The organism is Variovorax sp. Soil_C_19 (assembly GCF_057657255.1).
Window position 1 is genome coordinate 150,910 of the sequence record NZ_JBDGIV010000010.1, and the last position, 26,016, is coordinate 176,925.

The window sequence follows — 26,016 nt, forward strand, 5'->3', positions numbered from 1 at the left end:
GCGATCATCGGGCGCATGATCCCGTTCTCGATCCTCGACCTCTCGCCCATCACCGAAGGCAGCGACGCCGCGCAGTCGTTCCGCAACTCGCTCTCGCTCGCGCGGCATGGCGAAGCGCTCGGCTACGCGCGCTACTGGCTCGCAGAGCACCATGGCATGCCCGGCATCGCCAGCGCGGCCACGGCGGTGCTGCTGTCGTACATCGGCGCGGGCACCTCGACCATCCGCATCGGCGCCGGTGGCGTGATGCTGCCGAACCATTCGCCGCTGGTGATCGCCGAGCAGTTCGGCACGCTGGAGTCGCTGTACCCGGGCCGCGTCGATCTCGGCCTGGGCCGTGCGCCGGGCTCCGACCAGCGCACCGCGCGCGCGCTGCGGCGCAACCTCGAATCCGACGCCGACCAGTTCCCGCAGGACGTGGTCGAGCTGATGGACTTCATGTCGAAGAATCCGCAGCAGCCCGTGCGCGCCGTGCCGGGCGCGGGGCTCGAGGTGCCGGTGTGGATCCTCGGCTCGAGCACCTTCGGCGCGCAGCTCGCCGCGCACCTGGGCCTGCCCTACGCCTTCGCGTCGCACTTCGCGCCGCAGCAGCTCATGCAGGCGATCCAGATCTACCGCGAGACCTTCAAGCCATCGGCACAGCTGCAGAAGCCGTACGTGATGCTGGGCTTCAACGTGTTCGTGGCCGACACCGATGCCGAAGCCGAATTCCGCGCCTCCTCGTGGCAGCAGGCCTTCGTGAATCTGCGCAGCGGCCGCCCCGGGCGCCTGCCGCCCCCGGTGGAAGCCTACCGCCAGAAGGTGGGCCCGGCCGAGAACGCGCTGCTCGACTCGGTGCTGTCGTGTTCGGCCGTCGGATCGCCCGCCACGGTGCGCGAGGGCGTGCGCGCCTTCATCGAGCGCACGGGGGCCGACGAGCTGATGATCACCTCGCAGGTCTTCGACCATGCGGCGCGGCTGCGCTCCTACGAGCTGCTGGCCGACCTGCGCGCGCAAGGCTGATTTCCCCCACGCCGCCGGCCCTGGCGCAGGGCTGGGACAATGGCGCGCTTATGGCAGCAGCAAAGCAACGCATCGTGGTGGGACTCAGCGGCGGGGTCGACTCCGCCGTCACGGCGCACCTGCTCAAGCAGCAGGGGCACGAGGTGGTCGGCATCTTCATGAAGAACTGGGAAGACGACGACGACAGCGAGTACTGCTCGTCGAACATCGACTTCGTCGACGCCGCGAGCGTGGCCGACGTGCTGGGCATCGAGATCGAGCACGTCAACTTCGCGGCCGACTACAAGGACCGGGTGTTTGCCGAGTTCCTGCGCGAATACAAGGCGGGCCGCACGCCGAACCCCGATGTGCTGTGCAACGCCGAGATCAAGTTCAAGGCCTTCCTCGACCATGCGATGCGCCTGGGCGCCGAGAAGATCGCCACCGGCCACTATGCGCGCGTGCGCTTCGATGCGGCTTCGGGACGCCACGAACTGCGGAAGGGACTCGACCCCGCCAAGGACCAGAGCTACTTCCTGCATCGCCTGAACCAGGCGCAGTTGTCGAAGACGCTGTTCCCGGTCGGCGAACTGCACAAGACCGAGGTGCGCCGCATCGCCGAGGAGATCGGCCTGCCCAATGCGAAGAAGAAGGATTCGACCGGCATCTGCTTCATCGGCGAGCGGCCGTTCCGCGAATTCCTCAACCGCTACATCTCGAAAGAACCGGGCCCGATCAAGGACGACCGCGGCCGCAAGCTCGGCGAGCACCAGGGCCTGAGCTTCTACACGCTGGGCCAGCGGCAGGGGCTGGGCATCGGCGGCGTCAAGGAGAAGGGCGCACAGCGCGGTGCGGGCGATCACTCGCCGTGGTTCGTGGCGCGCAAGGACGTCGAGAAGAACACGCTCTGGGTGGTGCAGGGCCACGACCATCCCTGGCTGCTGTCGTCGTCGCTCGTGGCGGGCGACGTCAGCTGGACCGCGGGCGAGCCGCCCGCGCCGGGCCGCTACGGTTCGAAGGCACGCTATCGACAGGCGGACGCGGGATGCGAAATGGATGCGGCGCCCCAGGGTGGCGAGGCTGCGGCGGGCTTCATGCTGCGCTTCGACGCGCCGCAGTGGGCCGTCACGCCGGGTCAGTCGGCGGTGCTCTATGACGGCGAGCGCTGCCTGGGCGGCGGCGTGATCGTCTGACGCGCGGGCGCCGGGTCCCTCAGCGCACCGACGGGTCGACGTGCACCAGGTCGAGCGGAAAGCGCCGGCCGGCCAGGTAGTCCTCGACGCATTGCAGCAGCAGCGGACTGCGGTGGCGCGCCACGCTGGCGCGGATCTCGTCGGCACTCATCCAGAGGGTGCGCACGATGCCGGTGTCGAGCTCGTGGCCCGCTTCGCGCGGGCCCAGGTTGCCGGTGAAGGCAAAGCGCATGTAGGTCACGTCCACGGGGTTTTCGTCGTCTTCTTCGTCGCCGGCACGGCGCGAACGGGCCATGTAGATGCCGATCAGCGCGGTCGGTTCGAAGGCGTGGGCGGTTTCCTCGAGCGCCTCGCGCGCGCAGCCCTCGGCTGGCGATTCGCCGGGGTCGAGGTGTCCGGCCGGCGTGTTGAGCCGCAGCCCGTCGGCGGTGTGTTCCTCGACCAGCAGGAAGCGGCCGTCTTGTTCGATCACCGCCGCGACGGTGACGTTGGGTTTCCAGCGCGATGTCATTTCGGCTCCGTTCCTTGGTGGCCCCCGTGGCCGAAACCGATTGGAACCCATTCGCGGCGGAGATGCCGGCTGCAGGCCGGACGTGGCGCGCTCAGCGCGCGAAGCTGCCGGGCAGCGACTTGGCGTCGACCATCTCGAGCCGGTAGCCCAGGCCGTAGATGGCCAGCAGCAGGAATCCGCTCGACGGGCGCAGGCCGAGCTTGGTCCGAAGGCGCGAGACATGGGTGTCGAGCGACCGGGAGAGCGCCTCCACGCCGACGCCCCAGACCGCTTCGTGCAGGTATTCGCGCGACAGCAATCGCCCGAGGTTCTGGAACAGGAACAGCGCGAGTTCGTATTCGCGGTTCTTGAGTGCCACTGGCTGGCCCCTGACCTTGAGGGTGCGCGAGGGCGGGTAGAAATGGTAGGGGCCGAACACGAGCTCGGGCTCGTGCTGCGCCGGATAGGAGCGGCGCAGCAGGGCCGTGACCCGCGCCTCGAGCTCGTGCGCGCGCACCGGCTTGGCCATGACATCGTCGGCGCCTGCATTGAGGCCTTCGACCACATCGGCCTCGCCGCAGCGGCTGGTCACGACGAGGACCGGGACGCGGCTCTTGAGTTCGGTGCGCGCGATCCGGACGACTTCGAGTCCGCAGATATCGGGCAGACACCGCTCGAGGATGATGAGATCGAAGGTCTGTCGCCGAAGGATCTGCAGCAACTGCCCGCCTTCGCTGTAGCTGTGGCATTCGTGCCCGAGGCCGCCAATAGCCTCGTTGATCAGCTGGCGCTGATCGGACTCTTGGTCAAGTACTGCGATGCGCATTCCGTCCCCTTTTCTAGTGCAATCCTGCCTCTACGGGCTTTTCAGCGCGGAGTGTATCTATCTGCATCTGGAGGGGTAAATGCGGCCCGCAACTAATTCGCAATTTCGGGAATTTCGGCCTCGGTAACAGAGTTTTTGCATATCACTGCAAACAAATGCGCAGTTCAACTCGCGCCCCCGGGGCTGATGGCAGCGCAGGCCTGGGCGGCACCTCGGCGGTCGTCGCGCGCATCAAGTCGCTAGCATTTATGTAGCTGCAAACGCAATGACTGCGGTCATCAACGCGGGAACAGACGGCAGATTTAAGCGACAGTGATCGGTGTAATCTTGCTGTAAGCTCAGCCCGCGTTCCGTATTGCCCCCTGCCCTGAGGAGATCTCTATGCTGATAGGCGTGCCAGCCGAAACGACGGCCGGCGAAACCCGCGTGGCCGTCACGCCCGAGACGGTGAAGAAACTAGTCGCTGCGGGGCATGCCCTGCGGGTGCAGTCAGGGGCCGGGGTGGCGGCCAGCGTCACCGATGCGGCCTACCAGGCCGCCGGCGCCGAGATCGTCGACCGCGCCGCTGCGTTCGGCGCCGAGATGGTGCTCAAGGTGCGTTCGCCCGGCGACGACGAAGCCGCGCTCATGAAGCCGGGCACGGTCGTGATCGGCATGCTCAACCCGTTCGACGCGGCCGGCCTGCAGCGCCTGGCGGCCACCGGCCTCACGGCCTTCGCGCTCGAGGCCGCGCCGCGCACCACGCGTGCGCAGAGCATGGACGTGCTGAGCTCGCAGGCCAACATCGCGGGCTACAAGGCCGTGATGATCGCGGCCGACAAGTACCAGCGCTTCTTCCCGATGCTGATGACCGCCGCGGGCACCGTGAAGGCGGCGCGCGTCGTCATTCTGGGGGTCGGCGTCGCGGGCTTGCAGGCGATCGCGACGGCCAAGCGCCTCGGCGCCGTGATCGAGGCCTCCGACGTGCGTCCGAGCGTCAAGGAGCAGATCGAGTCGCTCGGCGGCAAGTTCATCGACGTGCCCTACGAGACGCAGGAAGAAAAGGACGCGGCCGAAGGCGTGGGCGGCTACGCGCGGCCCATGCCGCCGAGCTGGCTCGCGCGCCAGCAGGCCGAGGTCGCCAAGCGCGTGGCGCTGGCCGACGTGGTCGTCAGCACGGCGCTCATCCCCGGTCGCGCGGCACCGACGCTCATTACCGAAGAGATGGTGAAGTCGATGAAGCCCGGCTCGGTCATCGTCGACATCGCCGCCGGCAAGGGCGCCGACGGCGTGGGCGGCAACTGTCCGCTCTCGGAAGCCGACCGCACGGTGGTCAAGCACGGCGTCACGATCGTGGGCGAGACGAATCTCCCGGCGCTGGTGGCGGCGGATGCCTCGGCGCTCTACGCGCGCAACGTGCTCGATTTCCTGAAGCTGATCGTCACCAAGGAGGGCGCGCTCAAGATCGACCTCGAGGACGACATCGTCGCTGCCTGCCGCGTCGCGCACGACGGCCAGGTCACGAAGAAGTAAACAACAACGCCGGCCCAGGAGAAGCCCATGGACATCGTTTCCCATACCGTCATCAACCTGATCATCTTCGTGCTGGCCATCTACGTGGGCTACCACGTGGTCTGGACCGTCACGCCCGCGCTGCACACGCCGCTCATGGCGGTGACCAACGCCATCTCGGCGATCGTGATCGTGGGCGCCATGCTCGCGGCCGCGCTGACCGAAACCCCGCTCGGCAAGACCATGGGCGTGCTGGCGGTGGCGCTCGCGGCAGTGAACGTGTTCGGTGGCTTCCTGGTCACGCGGCGCATGCTCGAGATGTTCAAGAAGAAGGAAAAGAAGGTCGCGCCCGCGGCGCCCAAGGCCGAGTCGGGAGCCGCCCAATGAGCATGAACCTCGTCACGCTGCTGTACCTCGTTGCCAGCGTCTGCTTCATCCAGGCCTTGAAGGGCCTGTCGCATCCCACCACCTCGATCCGCGGCAACGTCTTCGGCATGACCGGCATGGCCATCGCCATGCTGACCACCGGTGCGCTGATCTACAAGCTCTCGGCGGGCAACCTCGGCGGGCTGGGCTACGTGCTGGTCGCGCTGGTCATCGGCGGCGCACTCGGCACCTTCATGGCCAACAAGGTCGAGATGACCAAGATGCCCGAACTGGTCGCCTTCATGCACAGCATGATCGGCCTGGCCGCGGTGTTCATCGCGGTTGCGGCCGTGGCCGAGCCGTACGCCTTCGGCATCACGCTGCGCGGCGACCCGATCCCCGCGGGCAACCGGCTCGAGTTGTTCCTCGGCGCGGCGATCGGCGCGATCACCTTCAGCGGCTCGGTCATCGCCTTCGGCAAGCTCTCGGGCAAGTACAAGTTCCGCCTGTTCCAGGGCGCCCCGGTGCAGTTCGCGGGCCAGCACATGCTGAACCTCGTGCTGGGGCTCGCGACGGTGGCCCTGGGCCTGGTGTTCATGTTCACCGAGAACTGGCCCGCATTCTTCGCGATGTTGGCACTGGCCTTCGTGCTGGGCGTGCTGATCATCATCCCGATCGGCGGCGCCGACATGCCGGTGGTGGTGTCGATGCTGAACAGCTATTCGGGCTGGGCGGCGGCGGGCATCGGCTTCAGCCTGAACAACGCGATGCTGATCGTGGCCGGCTCGCTGGTGGGCTCCTCGGGCGCGATCCTGAGCTACATCATGTGCAAGGCCATGAACCGCTCGTTCTTCAACGTCATCCTCGGTGGCTTCGGCGGCGATGCCGCAGCCGCCACGGGCGGCGCAAAGGAACAGCGCCCCGTGAAGACCGGCAGCGCCGACGACGCGGCCTTCGTGCTCGGCAATGCCGAGACGGTCGTGATCGTGCCGGGCTACGGCCTGGCGGTGGCACGCGCGCAGCACGCGGTGAAGGAACTCGCGGCCAAGCTCACCGAAAAGGGCATCACCGTGAAGTACGCGATCCACCCGGTCGCGGGTCGCATGCCGGGCCACATGAACGTGCTGCTGGCCGAGGCCGAGGTGCCCTACGACCAGGTGTTCGAGATGGAAGACATCAACGGCGAGTTCGGCCAGGCCGACGTCGCGATCATCCTCGGCGCCAACGACGTGGTGAACCCGGCCGCCCACACCAAGGGCAGCCCGATCTATGGCATGCCGATCCTCGAGGCCTACAAGGCCAAGACCGTGATCGTGAACAAGCGCTCGATGGCGGCAGGTTATGCGGGCCTGGACAACGAGCTCTTCTACATGGACAAGACCATGATGGTCTTTGGGGACGCGAAGAAAGTAGTGGAAGATATGGGCAAGGCCATCGAATAGGCCCATCCGCGCAAGATCTTTGCGGCGCACTCCAGTGCGCCGCTTTTCGTTGCCATCTCAGATAACCCGATTTGGAGGAGACAAGTCCATGTCCGACCGTCCCTGGCTCAGCAGCTACCCGCAAGGCGTGCCTGCCGATATCGATGCTTCGCAGTACCCGTCGCTGGTGGCGCTCATGGAAGAGAGCTTCACCAAGTACGCCGACCGCACGGCCTACAGCTTCATGGGCAAGGACGTCAGCTTCGGCGAAACCGACAAGCTCAGCAAGGCCTTCGCGGCCTACCTGCAGGGCCTGGGGCTCGCCAAGGGCGACCGCGTGGCCGTGATGATGCCCAATTGCCCGCAGTACCCGGTGGCCGTGGCGGCCATCCTGCGCGCGGGCCTGATCCTGGTGAACGTGAATCCGCTCTACACGCCGCGTGAGCTTGAGCACCAGCTCAAGGATTCGGGCTCGAAAGCCATCGTCATCATGGAGAACTTCGGCACCACGCTGCAGCAGTGCATCGCGGCCACGCCGGTCCGGCACATCGTGCTGGCCGCCATGGGCGACCGGCTCGGCTTCCTGAAGGGCGCGATCGTCAACTACGTCGTGCGCAACGTGAAGAAGCTCGTGCCGCACTTCAGCCTGCCCGGCGCGGTGCGCTTCAACGACGCGCTCGACCAGGGCGCGAGCCGCACGCTGCAGGTGCCCGCCATCGGGCCCGACGACGTGGCCGTGCTGCAGTACACCGGCGGCACCACGGGCGTCTCGAAGGGGGCCGTGCTGCTGCACCGCAACGTGATCGCCAACGTGCTGCAGTCCGAAGCCTGGAACGAGCCCGTGATGGCGCAGGTGCCGGCGGGCGAGCAGCCCACGGGCGTTTGCGCGTTGCCGCTGTATCACATCTTCGCGTTCACCGTGGGCATGATGCTGAGCATGCGCACGGGCGGCAAGCTGATCCTGATCCCGAATCCGCGTGACCTCGCGGGCGTGCTCAAAGAACTCTCGAAGCACACGGTCCACAGCTTTCCGGCCGTCAACACGCTGTTCAACGGGCTCGCGAACCACCCCGACTTCAACACCGTCAACTGGAAGAACCTCAAGGTGTCGGTGGGCGGCGGCATGGCGGTGCAGGCCGCGGTCGCGAAGCTGTGGCTCGAGAAGACCGGCTGTCCGATCTGCGAGGGCTACGGCCTGTCCGAGACCTCGCCCTCGGCCACCTGCAACCCGACCGACAGCAAGGCCTTCACCGGCACCATCGGCCTGCCGCTGCCGGCCACCTGGCTCAAGCTGCTCGACGACGAGGGCCGCGAAGTACCGCCGGGCCAGCCCGGCGAGATCGCCATCAAGGGCCCGCAGGTGATGGCGGGCTATTGGCAGCGTCCCGACGAGACGGCCAAGGTCATGACGGCCGACGGCTACTTCAAGAGCGGCGACATCGGCATGGTCGACGAGCGCGGCTATTTCAAGGTGGTCGACCGCAAGAAGGACATGATCCTGGTCTCGGGCTTCAACGTCTATCCGAACGAGGTCGAAGACGTGGTGGCGCAGATACCCGGTGTGCTCGAGTGCGCGGCCGTGGGCGTGGCCGACGAGAAGACCGGCGAGGCCGTGAAGCTCGTGATCGTCAAGAAGGACCCGTCGCTGACCGAGGCGCAGGTGCGCGATTACTGCCGCGCCAACCTCACGGGCTACAAGCAGCCGCGGGTGATCGAGTTCCGCACCGACCTGCCGAAGACGCCCGTCGGCAAGATCCTGCGCCGCGAGCTGCGCGACGCGAAAAAGTAGCCGCCGACCGATGAGCGGCCCCGTCGCCATCGTCGCGGCCATGCACGAGGAGCTCGGCGCGCTGCTCGCGCAGATGCCCGATGAACAGCGCGTGCGCGCGGCCGGGCGCGATTTCTGGCTCGGCCATCTGCACGGCCAACCGGTCGTCGCGGTGCTGTCGCGCATCGGCAAGGTGGCCGCGGCGATCACCGCGACGGTGCTGATCGAGCGCTTCGGCGTGCGCGCGATCGTGTTCACGGGCGTGGCGGGCGGGCTGGCACCGGGCGTGGCGGTGGGCGACGTGGTCGTCGCCACGCAACTGCTGCAGCACGACCTCGATGCCTCGCCGATCTTCCCGAAGTACGAAGTGCCGCTCATGGGGCTGTCGCGCTTCGCCGCGGATGCGTCGATCAGCGACGGCATTGCCGCGGCGGCCGAGGGCATGCTGCGCGACCCCGTGGCGCTGCTGGGGCGGCATGCGGTCGATGCCTTCGGCCTGCGTGCGCCGAAACTGCACCGCGGCCTGGTCGTGAGCGGCGACCGCTTCGTGTCGACCAGCGCCGAGAGCGCCGCCTTGCGCCGCGACCTGCCTGAGGCGCTGGCGGTGGAGATGGAGGGCGCAGCGATGGCCCAGGCGTGCCACGACCACGGCGTGCCCTTCGCAGCGGTGCGCACCATATCCGACCGCGCCGACGACGCGGCGCATGGCGACTTCGCGCGCTTCGTCGCCGAGGTGGCGAGCCGCTACAGCCTCGCGCTCGTCAGCGGCTGGCTCGCAGCGCGACCCCTTGCCCAGGGTTAGCAGGCCCTACTTGAGCCAGCCGCGGTGGCGGAAGTACCACATCGGCCCCAGCGCGCTCGCGGCCATCAGCGCGAGCGCATACGGGTAGCCGATCGCCCAGTCGAGCTCGGGCATGAACTTGAAGTTCATGCCGTAGATGCTCGCGATCAGCGTCGGCGGCAGCAATGCGACGCTCGCGACCGAGAAGATCTTGATGGTCTTGTTCTGGTTGATGTTGATGAAACCGACGGTCGCATCCATCAGGAAGTTGATCTTGTCGAACAGGAAGGCCGTGTGGTTGTCGAGCGATTCGATGTCCCGCATGATCTGCCGCGCTTCCTCGAACTGCTCGGCGTTGAGCATGCGGCTGCGCATCAAAAAGCTCACTGCGCGGCGCGTGTCCATCACGTTGCGGCGGATGCGGCCGTTCAGGTCTTCCTGGCGCGCGATGGCGCCGAGCACCTCGCCGGCCAGCTCGTCGCTGACGTTGCCTTCGAGCACCTTCTTGCCCGCGATCTCGAGCTCGTCGTAGATGTTCTCGAGCGTGTCGGCCGAGTATTCGGCGTCGGCGTCGAAGAGCTTGAGCAGTACTTCCTTCGCGTCCTCGATCAGGCCCGGCGCCCGGCGCGCGCGCATGCGCAGCAGGCGGAACACCGGCACGTCCTCGTCGTGGATCGAGAACAGCACGCCGCAGCTGCGGAGTTCGGTGTTGTGCTGGTTCAGGATGAAGGCCACGCGCACCGAGCGCGGATCCTCGTCGTCGTCGATCAGGAAGTCGGAGCGGATGTGCAGCTCGCCGTTGTCTTCCTCGTAGAAGCGCGCGGACTCCTCGATGTCCTCGTCCATCGCGTCTTCGGGAATCGAGAGGCCGTAGTACTGCTTGATCCAGCGCTTTTCCTCGAGCGTGGGCGACTCGAGGTCGACCCAGATGGGCTGGAACTTGGACAGCTCCTCGAGGGCCTCGATCTCTTCCTGGACAAGGCGGCCGTTGGCGAGCGTGAAGATATTGAGCATGGGCTCACTCCCTTGAAATGGCTGTGGCGGAGGGGCAGGGAAGGGGCGCTTTCAAATCCCGGCCCCGCGCCGGCGCTTCGCAGAAGGCGTCAGCAGGTGGGAGTTGAAAGCTGCAGAGACGGAGCGGTTTCCATGGTGCGGTCTCGGGTGGCAGCAAGGCCGCGATTATGTCATCGGCCCTGTGTCACGACGCGGGCGATCTGGATGGACATACAGTAGAGTTGCACCCATGCAGACCACTGCGCCTCCCGTCCTCCCCGCCACCGCCGCCACCCAGGCCGAGCGCCTCGCTGCCGCGCTGTCGGCCCTCAACGACGCGCAGCGCGCCGCGGTGGAGCACGGCGTCGGCGCCGTCGCGGGGCGCGACGACCGGCCGCTGCTGGTGATCGCCGGCGCCGGGTCCGGCAAGACCAGCACGCTCGCGCACCGGGTGGCGCGGTTGATCGCCGATGGGGTCGATCCGCAGCGCCTGCTGCTGCTGACCTTCTCGCGCCGTGCGGCGCAGGAAATGGAACGGCGCGCCGGGCAGGTGCTGGCGCGCGTGCTCGGCCTGCGTTCCGAAAAGCCACCCGCGCTGCCCTGGGCCGGCACCTTCCACGGCATCGGCGCGCGGCTGCTGCGCGAATATGCGGCCCACGTCGGCCTGGACGACCATTTCACGATCCACGACCGCGGCGATGCCGAGGACCTCATGGGCCTGGTGCGCCACGCGCTCGGCCTGTCGTCCACCGCCAACCGATTTCCGCGCAAGGGCACCTGCCTGTCGATCTACTCGCGCTGCGTCAACACGCGTGCGCCGATCGAGCGCGTGCTGGCCGAGGCCTTTCCCTGGTGCGCCGAGTGGGAGGCAGAGCTCAAGCGCCTGTTCGGTGCCTACGTCGAGGCCAAGCAGCAGCAGAACGTGCTCGACTACGACGACCTGCTGCTCTACTGGGCCGAGATGGTGGCCGAGCCCTCGCTCGCAGTGCTGATCGGCGCACGCTTCGACCATGTGCTGGTCGACGAGTACCAGGACACCAACTTGCTGCAGGCCTCGATCCTGCAGGCGCTCAAGCCCGACGGGCGCGGCGTGACCGTGGTGGGCGACGATGCGCAGTCGATCTACTCGTTCCGCGGCGCCACGGTGCGCAACATCCTCGACTTCCCGTCGCAGTTCTCGCAGGCCGCGCGCGTGGTCACGCTGGAGCGCAACTACCGCTCGACGCAGCCGATCCTCGACGTGTCGAACCGCGTCATCGCGCAGGCCGCCGAGCGGCATGCCAAGACGCTCTGGACCGACAAGCCCTCGGCCGGGCGGCCGCAGCTGGTGCTCGTGCCCGACGAGGCGCAGCAGGCGGTGTGGGTGGCCGACAAGGTGCTCGAACACCGCGAGGGCGGGCTCGCGCTCAAGTCGCAGGCGGTGCTGTTTCGCACCTCCACGCACAGCGCGGCACTCGAACTCGAGCTTGCGCGCCGCAACATTCCGTTCGTGAAGTACGGCGGCCTCAAGTTCCTCGAGGCCGGCCATGTGAAAGACCTGCTCGCGGTGCTGCGCTTCGCCGAGAACCCGCGCGGGCGCATGGCGGGCTTTCGCGTCACGCAGCTTATCCCGGGCATCGGGCCCGCCACGGGCGCCCGGCTGCTCGACGCGATGGAGGGCGCGGCCGATCCGGCGGCGGTGGTGCGCGGCTTCGTGCCGCCGGCCGCCGCGCGCGCCGAATGGGCCGTGTTCGCCGAGGCTTACGCGGCCCTGCGCGATCCGTCGCTGTCCTGGCCTGCCGACGTGGACCTGGCGGCGCGCTGGTACCTGCCGCATCTCGAGCGGCTCTATGACGACCCGTCCGGCGTGCGGCGCGCCGACATCGAGCAGCTGGCGCGGCTGGCGTCGGGTTACGGCTCGCGCGAACGCTTCCTGACCGAGCTCACGCTCGATCCGCCCGAGGCCACGAGCGACCGGCCCGGTCCGCCCCTGCTCGACGAGGACTACCTGATCCTGTCGACCATCCATTCGGCCAAGGGGCAGGAATGGAACTCGGTGCATGTGCTCAACGTCGTCGACGGCTGCCTGCCTGCCGATGTGGCGCAGGGCGCGCACGAACTCGAAGAGGAACGGCGGCTGCTCTACGTGGCCATGACCCGGGCCCGCGACCACCTGCACCTGCTGGTGCCGCAGCGCTTCTACGTCACGCAGCAGGCCGTGCGCGGCGATCGGCATCTCTACGCCAACCGAACGCGCTTCATCTCCGACCGCGATCTCGAAGGCTTCGAGCAGCAGACCTGGCCCCCGCCGCCGGTGCGCCCGCCCGCTGTGCCCCCGCCCGCGGCCGTGATCGATCTGCGCAACCGCATGCGGGCCGCCTGGCAGTGAGCGTCGCGGGGCTGGCGCGCTTTTGGCCCTTCGTGCGCAGGGGTCACTGAGCACCCTCTCACAGCTTGAAACACGTGACCTGCCGATCGCCGCGGCGTTGGGGCGGCAGGCTTGGCAGCTATCCGATCCATAGCGGATTGGGCCACGGCCGGCGCCAGACCGCCACCCGGGCAACTCTGCTATTGCAATGGTGTGACAGCTTCGGCATAGTGAATCGACCTTCTTCTCTTTCCCGACTCCCGCACCTAACTCATTTCCGTCGGTCACGCTTCATTCCGCAGCGTGGCCATTTTCCCAACCGTCAATTCTCAGGAGGTCTTTCATGAATTTGACGATCAGCGGTCATCACCTCGACGTCACGCCTGCCTTGCGCACCTACGTCACCAGCAAGCTGGACCGGATCACGCGGCACTTCGACCAGGTGGTCGACGTGAAGGTGATCCTCACGGTGGAAAAGCAGAAGGAAAAGGAACGCCGCCAACGGGCGGAGTGCAACATTCACGTCAAGGGCAGTGACATGTTCGCGGAGTCGAGCCATGCTGATCTCTATGCGGCCGTCGATGATCTGGTCGACAAGCTCGACCGCCAGGTCGTGCGCCACAAGGACCGGTTGCAGGACCACCATCACGCTGCGCCCAAGCGCCTGATGTAGTCCTGCGCAAACGGGCCCGCGGCCCGTGTCGCCGAGCCGCCTCCGGGCGGCTTTTTGCTGTCGGCTTGAAGGGATTCTTTACACAATCCGCGCCCACTTTCGACGATTTGTAGGAAGAAAGTAACCAGGGGGACTGGGGGTTTTCACCGAGCGGGTGCATAATCGCCCCCGCTCCCACTATGAACCGACTCGCGTCCATCCTGCCGCCCGCTCAAGTGCTCGTGAGCGTCGACGCCACCAGCAAGAAACGTGCTTTCGAGGAAGCCGGCTTGCTGTTCGAGGGCCTTCATGGCCTGGGCCGCGCGCTCATCACCGACAGCCTCTTCGCGCGTGAACGCCTCGGTTCCACGGGCCTGGGGCATGGCGTCGCGATCCCGCACGGGCGCATCAAGGGCCTCAAGGCGCCCATGGCCGCGGTGTTCCAGCTGGCGAATCCGATCGGTTTCGACGCACCCGACGAGCAACCCGTCGGGCTGCTGATCTTCCTGCTGGTGCCCGAGGCCGCGACCCAGAAGCACCTCGAGATCCTCTCCGAGATTGCCGAACTGCTCAGCGACGCGTCGCTGCGCGAGCGGATCAAGTCGAGCACCGACGCAGCCGAGCTGCACGGGCTCATTGCCAGCTGGCAGTCGACGCAAGTCGCGTGAGCCGCGCCGGCCCGCCCGGTCGGTTCCTTGGTATTCTGGCCGGCCCCCCACCGCAGCGCCGATGAGCGCCTTGCCCTGAACGCATGAAGCCCACCGTCATCAGCGCCGACGCCATGTTCGAGGAGTTCCGCGGCTCGCTCCGCTGGGAATGGCTCGCCGGCCTCGGCGCCTCGGAGCGCCAGTTCGACCCCGACGTCATCAGCCGCGCCCAGTCGGCGGCAGACCTGGTCGGCTACCTCAACTACATCCATCCCTACCGCGTGCAGATCCTCGGTGCGCGCGAGGTCGCCTATCTCACGCGCGGCAGCCAGGAAGACTGCGCCCGGCGCATCGCCCGCATCGTCACGCTGGAGCCGCCGATGCTGGTGCTGGCCGACGGCCAGGCCGCGCCCGACGAGCTGCTGTCGATCTGCGAGCGCGCACAGCTGCCGCTGTTCGCCACGCGCGAGTCCTCGGCCTTCGTGATCGACCTGCTGCGCGCCTACCTGTCGAAGCACTTCGCCGAACGCACCTCGATGCACGGGGTGTTCATGGACATTCTCGGCATGGGCGTCATGATCACCGGCGAATCGGGGCTCGGCAAAAGCGAACTCGGGCTCGAACTGATCTCGCGCGGCAACGGCCTCGTGGCCGACGACGCCGTCGACCTCTACCGCATCAACCAGAACACCATCGAGGGGCGCTGCCCCGACCTGCTGCAGAACCTGCTCGAGGTGCGCGGCATCGGCCTGCTCGACATCCGCGCGATCTTCGGCGAGACCGCGGTGCGGCGGAAGATGCGGCTCAAGCTCATCGTGCACCTGGTACGGCGCGACAGCTTCGAGCGCGACTACGAACGCATGCCCTCGGCCCCGCTCACGCAGGACGTGCTCGGCATTCCGGTGCGCAAGGTCATCATCCAGGTGGTGGCCGGGCGCAACATCGCGGTGCTGGTGGAGGCCGCGGTACGCAATTCGATCCTGCAGCTGCGCGGCATCGACACGTACGCCGATTTCGTCGCCCGCCACCACAAGGCCATGGAAGCCGGCCAGGACTGAGCTGCTTCGCGGAAGAGACCGCGTCGGGGGGGCTTTACCTTCTACTGGCGCAATCTGCGCACAGGCCGTAGAGCGACATGGCGTGGTCCTGCAGGATCCAGCCCTTGTCCTTGGAGATCATCTGCTGGCGGCGCTCGATCTCGGCGTCGTAGAACTCCTCGACCTTGCCGCAGGAGGTGCAGATCAGGTGGTCGTGGTGCGTGCCCTCGTTGAGCTCGTACACGGCCTTGCCGCTTTCGAAGTGGCTGCGCTCGAGGATGCCGGCCTGCTCGAACTGCGTCAGCACGCGGTAGACGGTGGCCAGGCCGATGTCGGAGTGCTCGTTCAGGAGCACCCGAAACACGTCTTCGGCCGTCATGTGGCGCTGGCTCCCGGTCTGGAAGATCTCGAGGATCTTCAGTCGCGGCAGTGTGGCCTTGAGGCCGGTATTCTTGAGTTCGTCGATGTTGGCCATGATGGATTCCTGCGCCTGGGCGGCGGGACGGCCCCGAGGGGGCTGCCGCTACAATGGCCGATCATATCGCTACCCCTCTTTTCTCTCCCATGCCTGCCATCCTTCCACGCCGTTTCTGGCTGCTGGCCGCGGCCGTCGCAGCGACGTTCAGCCTCAGCGCCTGCAGCGGCTTCAGCGAGCGCACGCGGGGTGCGCTCGCATCCATCACGCCCTACAAGGTCGAGGTGGTCCAGGGCAATTTCGTTTCGAAGCAGCAAGTCGAGGCCCTCAAGCCCGGCATGTCGCGCCAGCAGGTGCGTGAAATCCTCGGCACGCCGCTGCTGACGGACGTCTTCCACACCAACCGCTGGGACTACGTCTTCACGATCCGCCGCCAGGGCGTCGATCCGCAGGAACGCCGGCTGACCGTGTTCTTCAACGGCGAGGTGCTCGACCGCTTCGAGGGCGATCCGATGCCCAGCGAGGAAGAATTCGTCGCCACGCTCGACACGCGCAAGAAGAGCAGCAAGGTTCCGCAGCTCGAGGCCACGGAAGAAGAACTGAAGAAATTCGCGCCGAAGCCCGACGAGAAAAAGGCCGATGCCGGCGCCGCGGCCGCGAACCTGCCGCCGCTGCCCGCCGCCTATCCTCCGCTCGAAGCGTCGCGCTGACAAAGAAGGTGCGACGGAAGCTGCTGCTGCGCGACAGGCGCCCGCGACGGTTTCCCTCACACCTTCCGGGCGGGCCTGCCGTTCCCATGCCAAGTTCAAAAGGCTGAATCCGCGTGACTGAATCCATTTCCACCTCCTCTTCCCCGGCCCTGCGCCGCGTCGCGATCGCCGGCGCCTCGGGCCGCATGGGCCGCATGCTCGTCGAAGCCGTGCGCGAGGCGCACGACTGCCGGCTGGCCGGCGCGCTCGACATGGCCGGCAGCGAGGCGATCGGCGCCGATGCGGCGGCCTTCCTCGGCTTCACGAGCGGCGTGCCCATCGTGTCCGACCTGCGCACCGGCCTGCAGGATGCGCAGGTGCTGATCGACTTCACGCGTCCCGAAGGCACGCTCGCGCACCTCGAGATCTGCCGCGAGCTGGGCGTGCAGGCCGTGATCGGCACCACCGGCTTCAGCGACGCGCAGAAGGCCGAGATCGCCGAGATCGCGAAGGACGTCGCGATCATGCTGGCCCCCAACATGAGCGTGGGCGTCAACGTCACGTTCAAGCTGCTCGAGATGGCGGCCAAGGCGCTCGCGACCGGCTACGACATCGAGATCATCGAGGCCCACCACCGCCACAAGGTCGATGCGCCGTCGGGCACCGCGCTCAAGATGGGCGAGGTCATCGCCGACGCGCTCGGCCGCGACCTGAAGGAATGCGCCGTCTATGCCCGCGAAGGCATCACGGGCGAGCGCGACCCGTCGACGATCGGCTTCTCGGCCATCCGCGGCGGCGACATCGTGGGCGACCACACGGTGCTCTTCGCGGGCACCGGCGAGCGCATCGAGATCACCCACAAGTCGGCGAGCCGTTCGACCTATGCGCAGGGTGCGCTGCGCGCGGTGCGCTTCCTCGCGGGGCAGAAGGCGGGGCTGTTCGACATGTTCGACGTGCTCGGGCTTCGCTGAAAAAAACCAATAAAAAGGCCCGATGAGCGTCCTCGAGCTGCTGACCCAGGGTGACGGCGTCAGCCGCTCGGTGGCGGCGCTGCTGCTCGCGATGTCGATCGCGAGCTGGGTGGTGATCCTCTGGAAGGCCTGGCTGCTGCGCGGTGGCACGCGCGACGTGTTGCGCGGCATCGCGGCCTTCTGGCAGTCCACCACGCTGGCGGACGCCGAGCAGAAGCTGCGCGCCTTCGATCGTGCCGCGCTCGTGGGGCCGGCCGTCGAGGCCTTGCGCACCATGGCGGCCGATGCGGCCGGCGGCACGCTCGGCGCGACCGTGGGCGACCGCAACCAGCGGCTCACGCGCGCTTTGCGCGGCGCGCTACACGGCGCGCTCCGGCGCCTGCAGTCGGGCCAGATCCTGCTCGCCACCGTCGGCGCCACGGCGCCGTTCGTCGGCCTGCTCGGCACGGTCTGGGGCATCTACGGCGCGCTCTCGGGCATCGCGGGCCAGGCGGGCGGCTTCACCATCGACAAGGTGGCCGGACCGGTCGGTGAGGCGCTGGTCATGACGGCCTTCGGCCTCGCGGTGGCGATACCGGCCGTGCTGGCCTACAACGTGTTCGGCCGCGTCATCGGCCGCATCGAAGCCGAGCTCGAGGGCTTCGCGCACGACCTGCTCGGCAGCTTCGGCAGCCCGCCGGCATCCGCCGCGCCGCCGCCCGCCCGGCCGATGCCGGTCTAGGAGCGTTCGCAGCATGGCCTTCGGTCGCACTTCGCTCGGCAGCAGCGCCGCCGGCGGCGGGCGTGCCACGGGCGCCGGCGGGCAGCGCCCGCTGTCCGACATCAACGTGACGCCGCTGGTCGACGTGATGCTGGTGCTGCTGGTGATCTTCATCATCACCGCGCCGCTGATGGCGAGCTCGATCAAGCTCGACCTGCCGCAGACCGATGCCGGCCAGCCGAACGACACGCCGAAGTTCGTCGGCGTCTCGGTCGATGCCGCGGGCAAGGTCTTCTTCAACGACCGGCCGGTCACCGACGAACAACTGGCCGAGCGGCTGCAGCAGGCCGCGGCCGACAGCAAGGACACCGAGGTCCAGCTGCGCGCCGACCAGACCGTGCCCTACGGCCGGGTGGTAGCGCTGATGGGCATCGCCAACAAGGCGGGCCTGAGCCGCATCGGCTTCGTGACCGAGGCCGACGCGGCCGCGCAGCCGCGCTGACCCCGCCCGCGGCACCACTCAGTCGAGCACCACTGGCTTCGTCCGCCAGATCTCGTGCGCGTACTGCGCGATCGTGCGGTCCGACGAGAACGCGCCCATGCCCGCGACGTTGAGGATCGTCATGCGCGTCCAGGCCTCGGCGTCGAGGTAGAGCGCGTCGACCTCGGCCTGCTTGGCGACGTAGCTCGCATAGTCGGCCAGCAGCAGGTAGTGGTCGCCCCAATTCACCAGCGCGTCGTAGATGCCCTGGTAGCGCGAGGGCTCGCCGGGGGAGAACGCGCCGTCGCGGATCGCATCGAGCACGCGCAGGAGCTCGGGGTCGTTCTCGTAGATCTCGCGCGGCTGGTAGCCGTGCGCGCGGATGTCGGCCACTTCGGGCGTGGTGTTGCCGAAGATGAAGATGTTCTCCGCACCCACGTTGTCGCGCATCTCCACGTTGGCGCCGTCGAGCGTGCCGATGGTGAGCGCGCCGTTGAGCGCGAACTTCATGTTGCCGGTGCCCGAGGCCTCGGTGCCGGCGGTCGAGATCTGCTCCGACAGGTCGGCCGCGGGCATGATGATCTCGGCCAGGCTCACGCTGTAGTTGGGCAGGAACACCACCTTCAGCAGCTTGCCGACGCGCGCATCGTTGTTGACCGTGTGCGCCACGTCGTTGATCAGCCGGATCACGAGCTTGGCCACCTGGTAGGCCGAGGCCGCCTTGCCGGCGAACACCACCACGCGCGGCACGATGTCGAGCGGGCGGCCGGCCTCGTGCGCATCGAGGATGCGGTGGTAGCGCGTGATCACGTGCAGCACGTTGAGCAGTTGCCGCTTGTACTCGTGGATGCGCTTGACCTGCACGTCGAACATCGCATCGGTGTCGAGCACGATGCCCATGTTCTGCTCGACCCAGTTGGCCAGGCGCAGCTTGTTCTCGCGCTTGGCGTGCCGGAACGCGCGTGCGAACGCGGGTTGCGTGGCCATCGGCCGGAGCGCCTCGAGCTGCGACAGGTCGCGCCGCCAGCCCTTGCCCAGGCGCTGGTCGAGCAGGCTCGCGAGCGGCGGATTGGCCTGCGCGAGCCAGCGCCGCGGCGTGACGCCGTTGGTCTTGTTGTTGAAGCGCTCGGGAAAGATCCGCGCGAAGTCCGCGAAGATCGACTGCTTCATCAGCTCGGAGTGCAGCCCCGAGACGCCGTTGATCGAATGGCTCGCGAGCACCGCCACGTAGGCCATGCGCACGCGGCGCTCGCCGGTCTCGTCGACGAGCGAGAGCCGGCGCAGCAGCTCGACGTCATCGCCGGCCTTCTGCGTCACCGTGGCGAGGAACCGCGCGTTCATGTCGTAGATGATCTGCAGGTGGCGCGGCAGGATGCGCCCGAGCATCTCGACCGGCCAGGTCTCGAGCGCCTCGTGCATCAGCGTGTGGTTGGTGTAGCTGAAGACCTTCTGGGTCTGGGTCCAGGCCTCGTCCCACGACAGGCCGTGCTCGTCGAGCAGCAGCCGCATGAGCTCGGGCACCGCGAGCACCGGGTGCGTGTCGTTGAGGTGGATGCTGACCTTTTCACCAAGCGCGTCGAAGTTGTCGTGGGTGCGCAGGTAGCGCCGCAGCAGGTCTTGCACGCTCGCGCTGCAGAAGAAGTACTCCTGGTGCAGCCGAAGCTCGCGGCCCGAGGGCGTGGAGTCATCGGGGTACAGAACGCGCGACACGTTCTCGGAATGGTTCTTGCTCTCGACCGCTTGCATGTAGTTGCCGCGGTTGAAGGCCGAAAGGTCGATCTCCTCGGTGGCGCGCGCCGACCACAGGCGCAGCGTGTTGGTCGCCTGCGTGCCGTAGCCCGGAATGATGGTGTCGTAGGCGACCGCGAGCACGTCGTGGGTGTCGACCCATTCGGCACCGCCGGCACCGTCGCGCTTCTGCACATGGCCACCGAAGCGCACGCGGTAGTTCACCTCGGGCCGCTGGAACTCCCAGGGGTTGCCGCGCGTGAGCCAGTAGTCGGGCGTCTCGACCTGCTTGCCGTCGACGATGCGCTGGCGGAACATGCCGTATTCGTAGCGGATGCCGTAGCCCATGCCGGGCACGCCGAGGGTCGCCATCGAATCGAGGAAGCAGGCCGCGAGCCGGCCCAGGCCGCCGTTGCCGAGGGCCGCGTCTGGCTCGCGCTCGGCGAGCTGCGCCATGTCGACGCCGAAGTCGGCCAGTGCATCGCGCACCGTGTCGTGCAGGTCGACCGCCAGCAGTGCGTTGGTGAAGGTCCGCCCGATGAGGAACTCCATCGAGAGGTAGTACACGCGTTTGAGGTCCTGCGCGTAGTTCGCGCGCGTGGTGGCCATCCAGCGTTCGACCAGCTGGTCGCGCACGGCGAGTGCGGTGGCGTGCAGCCAGTCGTCCTGGCTCGCCGCGACGGGGTCCTTGCCGACGGCATAGATCAGCTTGTTCGCGAGCGCACGTTTGAACGCGGCAACGTCGCGGTCGGGATGGTCGTAGGCGAAGTCTTTGATCGTCATGGGCGTCTTGGGTGTCCGTGGTTTCGTGTTGTTCTCCCTGAGTCGAGGCATGTGGTTGGAGCGCTATTCCATTGCCTTCTGGTAGACGTCGATGTAGCGGGCCGCCGCGGCGGCCCAGTCGGCGGGCCTGCGCATCGCATTGCCGCGCACGCGCCGCCAGTCGGGTGCGCGCCGGTAGAGGGCGAACGCGCGGCGAAGCGCACGATGGTAGTCGCCCGCCTCGAAGCGCTCGAAAACGAAGCCCGTGGCGTCGCCGCTGGCCAGGTCCTCGAGCGTGCAATCGACGACCGTATCGGCCAGGCCGCCGACGCGGTGCACCAGCGGCAGGCTGCCGTAGCGCAGGCCGTACATCTGGGTCAGGCCGCAGGGCTCGTAGAGCGAGGGCACCAACGTCACGTCGCCGGCGCCGAAGAGCTGGTGCGCGAGCGTCTCGTCGTAGCCGATCGTGACACTCACGGCCTGCGGGGCCGCCGCCGCGCGTGCGCGGAAAGCCTCTTCGAGCCAGGCCTCGCCGCTGCCGAGCAGCGCGAGCTGGCCGCCCTCGGCCAAGAGCGCGTCGAGGCCCTCGAGCACGAGGTGCAGGCCCTTCTGCTCTGTGAGCCGGCTCACCAGGATGAAGAGCGGCGCATCGCTGCGCTGCGCGAGCCCCAACTGATGCTGCAGCACCGCCTTGCAGCGCGCCTTGCCGGCCATGTGCCGGCCTTCGGGCGTGTGGAAACCCTGCACCAGCGCGGCATCGTGCGCGGGATTCCAGACCTTCTCGTCGACTGCATTGAGGATGCCGTCGAGCACGTTGCTGCGCCGGCGCAGCAGGCCGTCGAGGCCGCAGCCCTGTTCGGGCGTCTGGATCTCGCGCGCATAGGTGGGGCTCACGGTCGTGAGGCGGTCGGCGAAATGAAGCCCGCCCTTCATGAACGAGAGCTGGCCGTGGTATTCGAGCCCGTCGAAATGGAAGGCGGCCGCGGGCAGGCCGAGCTCGCCGAAATCCACGGCCGGAAAGAGCCCCTGGTAGGCGAGGTTGTGCACCGTGAACACGCTGCCCACGCGCGGCCCGCCGTCACCGCGCGCAAAGGCCATGTACGCGGGCGCCAGGCCGGCGTGCCAGTCGTGCGCATGCACCACTTCGGGCCGCCATGCAGCATCGAGACCGTGCGCGAGCCGGGCCGCCGCCCAGCCCAGCAGCGCAAAGCGCCGGTGGTTGTCGGCATAGGGCCGGCGCGACGGGTCTTCGTAGGGATTGCCGGGCCGGTCGTACAGCGCGGGCGCATCGACCACGTAGGCCGGGATCGACGCCCCCGCATCGGCTGCGGCGATCTCGCCGGCGAGCAGCATGCAGCGCTCGCCCCAGGGCGCCGCGAATTCGGCCACGGGCGCGAGGCCGCGCACGCCGGCGCGGATCGCCGGAAAGCCCGGCAGCAGCACGCGCGCGTCCTGTGCCGCGGCCCTCAGCGCGACCGGCAGCGCGCCCGCCACGTCGGCGAGGCCACCGGTCTTGAGCAGGGGATAGAACTCGGCGGTGACCTGGAGAATGCGCATTCGGCGGATGTTCAGGCGGCAGAAGTCGCAAGGCGCTGGAGCATCTCGCGCGTGACCAGCACCACGCCGGCCTCGGTGCGCTCGAAGCGCGCGGCGTCGGCTGCGGCGTCCTCGCCGATCACCATGTCGTCGGGAACGACGCAACCGCGGTCGATCACCACGCGCGTGAGCCGGCAGCCGCGGCCCACCTCCACGTCGGGCAGCAGCACCGCCTCGTGGATCTCGCAGAACGAATGGATGCGCACGCCCGAGAACAGCACCGAGCTGCTGACCTTGGAGCCCGAGACGATGCAGCCGCCCGAGACGATGGTGTTGACCGTCATGCCGTGGTGGCCGTCGCGGTCGAGCACGAACTTGGCCGGCGGCAGTTGCCGCTGGTAGGTCCAGATGGGCCAGTCCGTGTCATAGATGTCGAGTTCGGGTGTGATCGAGGCCAGGTCGAGGTTGGCAGCCCAGAATGCATCGATCGTGCCCACGTCGCGCCAGTAGGCCTTGGCGTCGGGTCCGCGCGAGGCCCGCGTGACGCACGACATCCCGAAAGGGTGCGCCACCGCGCGGCCCTCGGCCACGGCGCGCGGGATGATGTCCTTGCCGAAGTCGTGGCTCGAATCGGGATTGGCGGCGTCCTCCTCGAGCAGCTGGTAGAGGTAGGCGGAGTCGAACACGTAGATGCCCATGCTGGCGAGCGCCGTATCGGGATGGCCCGGCATCGCGGGCGGGTCGGCCGGCTTTTCGAGAAAGTCCGTGATCCGGCGCTCGCCGTCGACGGCCATCACGCCGAACGCCGTGGCCTCCATGCGCGGCACCTCGATGCAGCCGACCGTGCAGCCCAGGCCGTGCTCGGCATGGTCCTTGACCATGATCGAGTAGTCCATCTTGTAGATGTGGTCGCCAGCCAGCACCACCACGTAGTCGTGCTTGGTCGAGCGGGTCTGAAGGATGTCGAGGTTCTGGAACACCGCGTCGGCGGTGCCGCGGTACCAGTGCTCGTCGCCGGTGCGCTGCTGCGCGGGCAGCACGTCGACCATCTCGTTGAGCTCGGCGCGCAGGAAGCTCCAGCCGCGCTGCAGGTGGCGCATCAGCGAGTGCGACTTGTACTGCGTGACCACCGCCATGCGCCGGATGCCCGAGTTGAGGCAGTTCGACAGCGCGAAATCGATGATGCGGAACTTGCCGCCGAAGTACACCGCCGGCTTCGCGCGGCGGTCGGTCAGCTGCTTGAGGCGCGAGCCCCGGCCGCCGGCCAGTACCAGCGCGATGGTGCGGCGAACCAGCTGGTGGGCCTGGAGCGGTGCCGCCTGCGAAGCGTTGCTGCTGCTGTTGTTGTAGTTGTTCATGTCGGGTCTCCGTGCGTCTGTTCGTCTGGGTTCATCGGATGCTGTTTGGCTTTGTCGCCGTCGCCGGCATCCAGCCTAGCACCGTGCTGCGCTGCCGCCGCATGCGTTGCCGCAACCCACAGGCTGCCGCGGGGCACTTCCACCATGCCGGACCCGATGCCGGTCGCGGCGCCGATGCCGTCGGGCGCATCGGTCGCGAGACGCAGGTGCCAGTTGCCCGGCGGCAGCACGAACGATGTGGCCTGCGCCCCCACGTTGACGAGCACGAGCCAGCCGGCCTCCGACGCCGTGGGCGCCTCGAACAGGATTGCAAGCGCCGTGCCGGCGCGCCAATCGGCCTCTGCCATGGGCTCACCGTCGGGCCGCAGCCAGCGGATCGCGGGCGCGCCGGGCGGCGCCTGGGCCGGCCACCAGCTGGCGTGACGCAGCACGGACGCTTCGCGCCGCAGGGCCGCAACCCTTGCCACGAAAGTGCTCAACCGCGCCGTGTCGTCCCATCGCAGCCAGGTGGTTTCGTTGTCCTGGCAGTAGGCGTTGTTGTTGCCTTGCTGGCTGTGGCCGAGTTCGTCACCGGCCAGCAGCATCGGCGTGCCCTGCGACAGCAGCAGCGTCGCGAGCAACGCGCGCTGCAAGCGGCCGCGCTCGGCCTCCACGGCAGGGTCGTCGCTCGGTCCCTCGACGCCGCAGTTGTTGCTGAGGTTGTGCGCATGGCCGTCTCGGTTGCCCTCGCCGTTCGCGAGGTTGTGTCGCTCGTCGTAGCTCACCAGGTCACGCAGCGTGAAGCCGTCGTGCGCGGTGATGAAGTTGACGCTTGCCGAGGGCGCGCGCCCGTCGTGCGCGAACTCTGCGCTCGACGCGGTGAGCCGGTGCGCGAAATCGCCGAGCCCCGTGGCGCCGTCGCGGCCCTGCCGCAGCCAGAAGCCGCGCTGCGTGTCGCGGTAGCGGTCGTTCCATTCGAGCCAGCCCGGCGGGAACTCGCCGAGCCGGTAGCCGCCCGGCCCGATGTCCCAGGGTTCGGCGATCAGCAGCGTGCGCGAAAGCACCGGGTCCTGCGCGATGGCGGCAAGGAAGGGTGCACGGGGGTCGAACTCGCCGTCGGCTCCGCGCCCGAGCGCCGGCGCAAGATCGAAGCGGAAGCCGTCGACACCGAGCGTGCAGGCCCAGTGGCGCAGGCTGTCCATCACGAGCTGCAGCACGCGCGGCTCTGCGAGCTTCACGCAGTTGCCGCAGCCGGTCCAGTTGGCATAGCGCGCGTGGTCGTCGGCAAGCAGGTGGTAGTACAGCGCGTTGTCGATGCCGCGCAGCGACAGCGTGGGACCGAACTCGTCGGTCTCGGCGCTGTGGTTGTAGACCACGTCGATCACGAGCTCCATGCCGCGCGCATGCACGGCATCGGCGAGCGCGCGGAATTCCCTTGCGGGTGTGCTGCCGGCGCTGCCGCTCCAGTAGCGCGCCTCGGGCGCGAACCATCCGATGGTGTTGTAGCCCCAGTAGTTGCTGAGCCCCATCTTGAGAAGGCGCTCTTCGTCGGCACGGTGCTGCACCGGCATCAGGCTCAGCGTGGTGACGCCGAGGCGCTGCAGGTGGTCGAGCACCGCGGGTTCGGCGAGGCCGGCGTAGGTGCCGCGCAATGGTTCGGGAACGGCCGGGTGCAGCCGCGTCTGGCCGCGCACGTGAATTTCGCAGAGCACCCGGTCGCCGGGCGCAATGCGGGCATGGCCGAGCGAGGGCAACGCAAGATCCGGCGCGGCGACGCGGGCCTTGAGCGCGACGGCGGCGTTGTCGCGCGTGTCGCGCCGCAGCGGGTTGGCGGGGTCGTGTCCGAGGAAGACGTCGCTGCCGTCGTAGCGGCCGACGATCTCGCGGGCGTAGGGGTCGAGCAGCAACTTCGCGGGATTGAAGCGATGGCCTTCATGCGGAATCCAGGGGCCGTGCACCCGGTAACCATAGACCAGCCCAGGGCGCGCGCTGGGGAGCTGACCGTGCCAGACGCCGTCGGTGAAGGCGGGCAATCTCAGGCGCTGCTGTTCGTGCTGGCCGGTGCTGTCGAAGAGGCAGAGGTCGACGGCCTCGGCGTTCGGGGCGACGAGGGCGAAGTTCACGCCGTGTGGCGTGGGGGTTGCGCCCAGGGGGTATGACGAGCCTGGGGTCAGCATGGGGCTTTGGTTTGTTTGGGTTCCAGGGCCGGGTTTCGCCCCGGCGGGCGACTTACTTTCTTTTGCTTCGCCAAAAGAAAGTAAGCAAAGAAAAGGCGACCCTGCTGTCTGTGTCCCTCCGCTTCGCTGCGGGCAACCTGCGGTGCTCGTCTCCGGCGGGGGTCCGCAGAACTCGCTTCGCTCAAACAGCTGCGGCCCTGATCCCGCCTCCACCTGCGCTCCTCGGC

23 protein-coding genes are annotated in these 26,016 nt (G+C 68.0%); 15 read left to right on the plus strand and 8 right to left on the minus strand.

Annotation, left to right across the window (positions count from 1 at the left end; translation table 11 throughout):
- Positions 1 to 15: 15 nt before the first annotated feature.
- Positions 16 to 1,002: an LLM class flavin-dependent oxidoreductase gene (locus AC3A6R_RS19435; protein WP_487865296.1), complete on the plus strand. Its 987-nt coding sequence runs from the start codon at positions 16 to 18 to the stop codon at positions 1,000 to 1,002.
- Positions 1,003 to 1,052: 50 nt separating this feature from the next.
- On the plus strand, positions 1,053 to 2,174 hold the full coding sequence (mnmA, locus tag AC3A6R_RS19440) for a tRNA 2-thiouridine(34) synthase MnmA (RefSeq protein ID WP_487861235.1): 1,122 nt from the start codon (positions 1,053 to 1,055) through the stop codon (positions 2,172 to 2,174).
- Between the two features lie 19 nt (positions 2,175 to 2,193).
- Here the strand turns inward: mnmA and AC3A6R_RS19445 are convergent, their stop codons facing one another.
- On the minus strand, positions 2,194 to 2,685 hold the full coding sequence (locus AC3A6R_RS19445; RefSeq protein WP_487865297.1) for an NUDIX hydrolase: 492 nt from the start codon (positions 2,683 to 2,685) through the stop codon (positions 2,194 to 2,196).
- Positions 2,686 to 2,776: 91 nt separating this feature from the next.
- Positions 2,777 to 3,490, minus strand: a complete 714-nt coding sequence (locus AC3A6R_RS19450) for a response regulator transcription factor (RefSeq protein ID WP_487861237.1) — start codon at positions 3,488 to 3,490, stop codon at positions 2,777 to 2,779.
- A 381-nt stretch (positions 3,491 to 3,871) separates the two neighbouring features.
- Between AC3A6R_RS19450 and AC3A6R_RS19455 the strand changes: the two genes are divergently transcribed.
- From AC3A6R_RS19455 to AC3A6R_RS19475, 5 genes are all read left to right on the plus strand, one after another.
- Positions 3,872 to 5,002 carry a Re/Si-specific NAD(P)(+) transhydrogenase subunit alpha gene (locus tag AC3A6R_RS19455; RefSeq protein ID WP_487865298.1) on the plus strand — a complete coding sequence of 377 codons (1,131 nt, stop codon included), beginning with the start codon at positions 3,872 to 3,874 and terminating at the stop codon, positions 5,000 to 5,002.
- A 27-nt stretch (positions 5,003 to 5,029) separates the two neighbouring features.
- Positions 5,030 to 5,368: an NAD(P) transhydrogenase subunit alpha part 2 gene (locus AC3A6R_RS19460; protein ID WP_487861239.1), complete on the plus strand. Its 339-nt coding sequence runs from the start codon at positions 5,030 to 5,032 to the stop codon at positions 5,366 to 5,368.
- Complete coding sequence (locus tag AC3A6R_RS19465; protein ID WP_487861240.1) at positions 5,365 to 6,789, plus strand: NAD(P)(+) transhydrogenase (Re/Si-specific) subunit beta; 1,425 nt, start codon at positions 5,365 to 5,367, stop codon at positions 6,787 to 6,789. Before AC3A6R_RS19460 ends, AC3A6R_RS19465 begins: the two co-directional genes overlap by 4 nt.
- An 88-nt stretch (positions 6,790 to 6,877) precedes the next feature.
- The gene (locus AC3A6R_RS19470; RefSeq protein WP_487865299.1) at positions 6,878 to 8,557 is read left to right on the plus strand and encodes a long-chain-fatty-acid--CoA ligase; all 1,680 of its coding nucleotides are present in this window, start codon (positions 6,878 to 6,880) and stop codon (positions 8,555 to 8,557) included.
- A gap of 10 nt (positions 8,558 to 8,567) precedes the next feature.
- A complete protein-coding gene (locus AC3A6R_RS19475; protein WP_487861242.1) occupies positions 8,568 to 9,338 on the plus strand; it encodes a 5'-methylthioadenosine/adenosylhomocysteine nucleosidase in 771 nt (256 codons plus the stop codon).
- A 6-nt stretch (positions 9,339 to 9,344) separates the two neighbouring features.
- Here AC3A6R_RS19475 and corA read toward each other — a convergent pair whose 3' ends face one another.
- On the minus strand, positions 9,345 to 10,331 hold the full coding sequence (gene corA / locus AC3A6R_RS19480) for a magnesium/cobalt transporter CorA (protein WP_487861243.1): 987 nt from the start codon (positions 10,329 to 10,331) through the stop codon (positions 9,345 to 9,347).
- Positions 10,332 to 10,560: 229 nt separating this feature from the next.
- Between corA and AC3A6R_RS19485 the strand changes: the two genes are divergently transcribed.
- The 4 genes from AC3A6R_RS19485 to hprK all read left to right on the plus strand — a co-directional run bounded on the left by AC3A6R_RS19485 (position 10,561) and on the right by hprK (position 15,014).
- Positions 10,561 to 12,678 (plus strand): ATP-dependent helicase, encoded by a 2,118-nt coding sequence (locus AC3A6R_RS19485; protein ID WP_487865300.1) that lies wholly within the window; start codon positions 10,561 to 10,563, stop codon positions 12,676 to 12,678.
- Positions 12,679 to 13,000: 322 nt separating this feature from the next.
- Entirely contained in the window at positions 13,001 to 13,330 is a 330-nt protein-coding gene (gene hpf / locus AC3A6R_RS19490) for a ribosome hibernation-promoting factor, HPF/YfiA family (RefSeq protein ID WP_435438958.1), read from the plus strand.
- 179 nt (positions 13,331 to 13,509) lie between these two features.
- The gene (locus AC3A6R_RS19495) at positions 13,510 to 13,977 is read left to right on the plus strand and encodes a PTS sugar transporter subunit IIA (RefSeq protein WP_487861245.1); all 468 of its coding nucleotides are present in this window, start codon (positions 13,510 to 13,512) and stop codon (positions 13,975 to 13,977) included.
- Positions 13,978 to 14,060: 83 nt separating this feature from the next.
- On the plus strand, positions 14,061 to 15,014 hold the full coding sequence (hprK, locus tag AC3A6R_RS19500) for an HPr(Ser) kinase/phosphatase (RefSeq protein ID WP_487861246.1): 954 nt from the start codon (positions 14,061 to 14,063) through the stop codon (positions 15,012 to 15,014).
- 34 nt (positions 15,015 to 15,048) lie between these two features.
- Here hprK and fur read toward each other — a convergent pair whose 3' ends face one another.
- The gene (gene fur, locus AC3A6R_RS19505) at positions 15,049 to 15,468 is read right to left on the minus strand and encodes a ferric iron uptake transcriptional regulator (protein WP_487861247.1); all 420 of its coding nucleotides are present in this window, start codon (positions 15,466 to 15,468) and stop codon (positions 15,049 to 15,051) included.
- A gap of 89 nt (positions 15,469 to 15,557) precedes the next feature.
- On the opposite strand from fur, the gene AC3A6R_RS19510 reads away from it, so the two are divergent.
- The 4 genes from AC3A6R_RS19510 (at position 15,558) to AC3A6R_RS19525 (ending at position 18,270) form a co-directional block, all read left to right on the plus strand.
- Complete coding sequence (locus AC3A6R_RS19510) at positions 15,558 to 16,118, plus strand: outer membrane protein assembly factor BamE (RefSeq protein ID WP_487861248.1); 561 nt, start codon at positions 15,558 to 15,560, stop codon at positions 16,116 to 16,118.
- A 113-nt stretch (positions 16,119 to 16,231) separates the two neighbouring features.
- Positions 16,232 to 17,068, plus strand: coding sequence for a 4-hydroxy-tetrahydrodipicolinate reductase (gene dapB, locus AC3A6R_RS19515; protein WP_487861249.1), 837 nt, complete (start codon positions 16,232 to 16,234; stop codon positions 17,066 to 17,068).
- Between the two features lie 22 nt (positions 17,069 to 17,090).
- A complete protein-coding gene (locus tag AC3A6R_RS19520; RefSeq protein WP_487861250.1) occupies positions 17,091 to 17,789 on the plus strand; it encodes a MotA/TolQ/ExbB proton channel family protein in 699 nt (232 codons plus the stop codon).
- A gap of 13 nt (positions 17,790 to 17,802) precedes the next feature.
- Positions 17,803 to 18,270 (plus strand): ExbD/TolR family protein, encoded by a 468-nt coding sequence (locus AC3A6R_RS19525; RefSeq protein WP_487861251.1) that lies wholly within the window; start codon positions 17,803 to 17,805, stop codon positions 18,268 to 18,270.
- An 18-nt stretch (positions 18,271 to 18,288) separates the two neighbouring features.
- Here AC3A6R_RS19525 and AC3A6R_RS19530 read toward each other — a convergent pair whose 3' ends face one another.
- The 4 genes from AC3A6R_RS19530 to glgX form a co-directional block, all read right to left on the minus strand.
- Positions 18,289 to 20,760, minus strand: coding sequence for a glycogen/starch/alpha-glucan phosphorylase (locus AC3A6R_RS19530; RefSeq protein WP_487861252.1), 2,472 nt, complete (start codon positions 20,758 to 20,760; stop codon positions 18,289 to 18,291).
- A gap of 63 nt (positions 20,761 to 20,823) precedes the next feature.
- Positions 20,824 to 22,296, minus strand: a complete 1,473-nt coding sequence (gene glgA / locus AC3A6R_RS19535) for a glycogen synthase GlgA (RefSeq protein ID WP_487865301.1) — start codon at positions 22,294 to 22,296, stop codon at positions 20,824 to 20,826.
- Positions 22,297 to 22,307: 11 nt separating this feature from the next.
- Positions 22,308 to 23,633 (minus strand): glucose-1-phosphate adenylyltransferase, encoded by a 1,326-nt coding sequence (gene glgC / locus AC3A6R_RS19540; RefSeq protein ID WP_487865302.1) that lies wholly within the window; start codon positions 23,631 to 23,633, stop codon positions 22,308 to 22,310.
- Entirely contained in the window at positions 23,630 to 25,789 is a 2,160-nt protein-coding gene (glgX, locus tag AC3A6R_RS19545) for a glycogen debranching protein GlgX (RefSeq protein WP_487865303.1), read from the minus strand. The genes glgC and glgX overlap by 4 nt, the downstream gene beginning before the upstream one ends.
- Between the last annotated feature and the right edge of the window lie 227 nt (positions 25,790 to 26,016).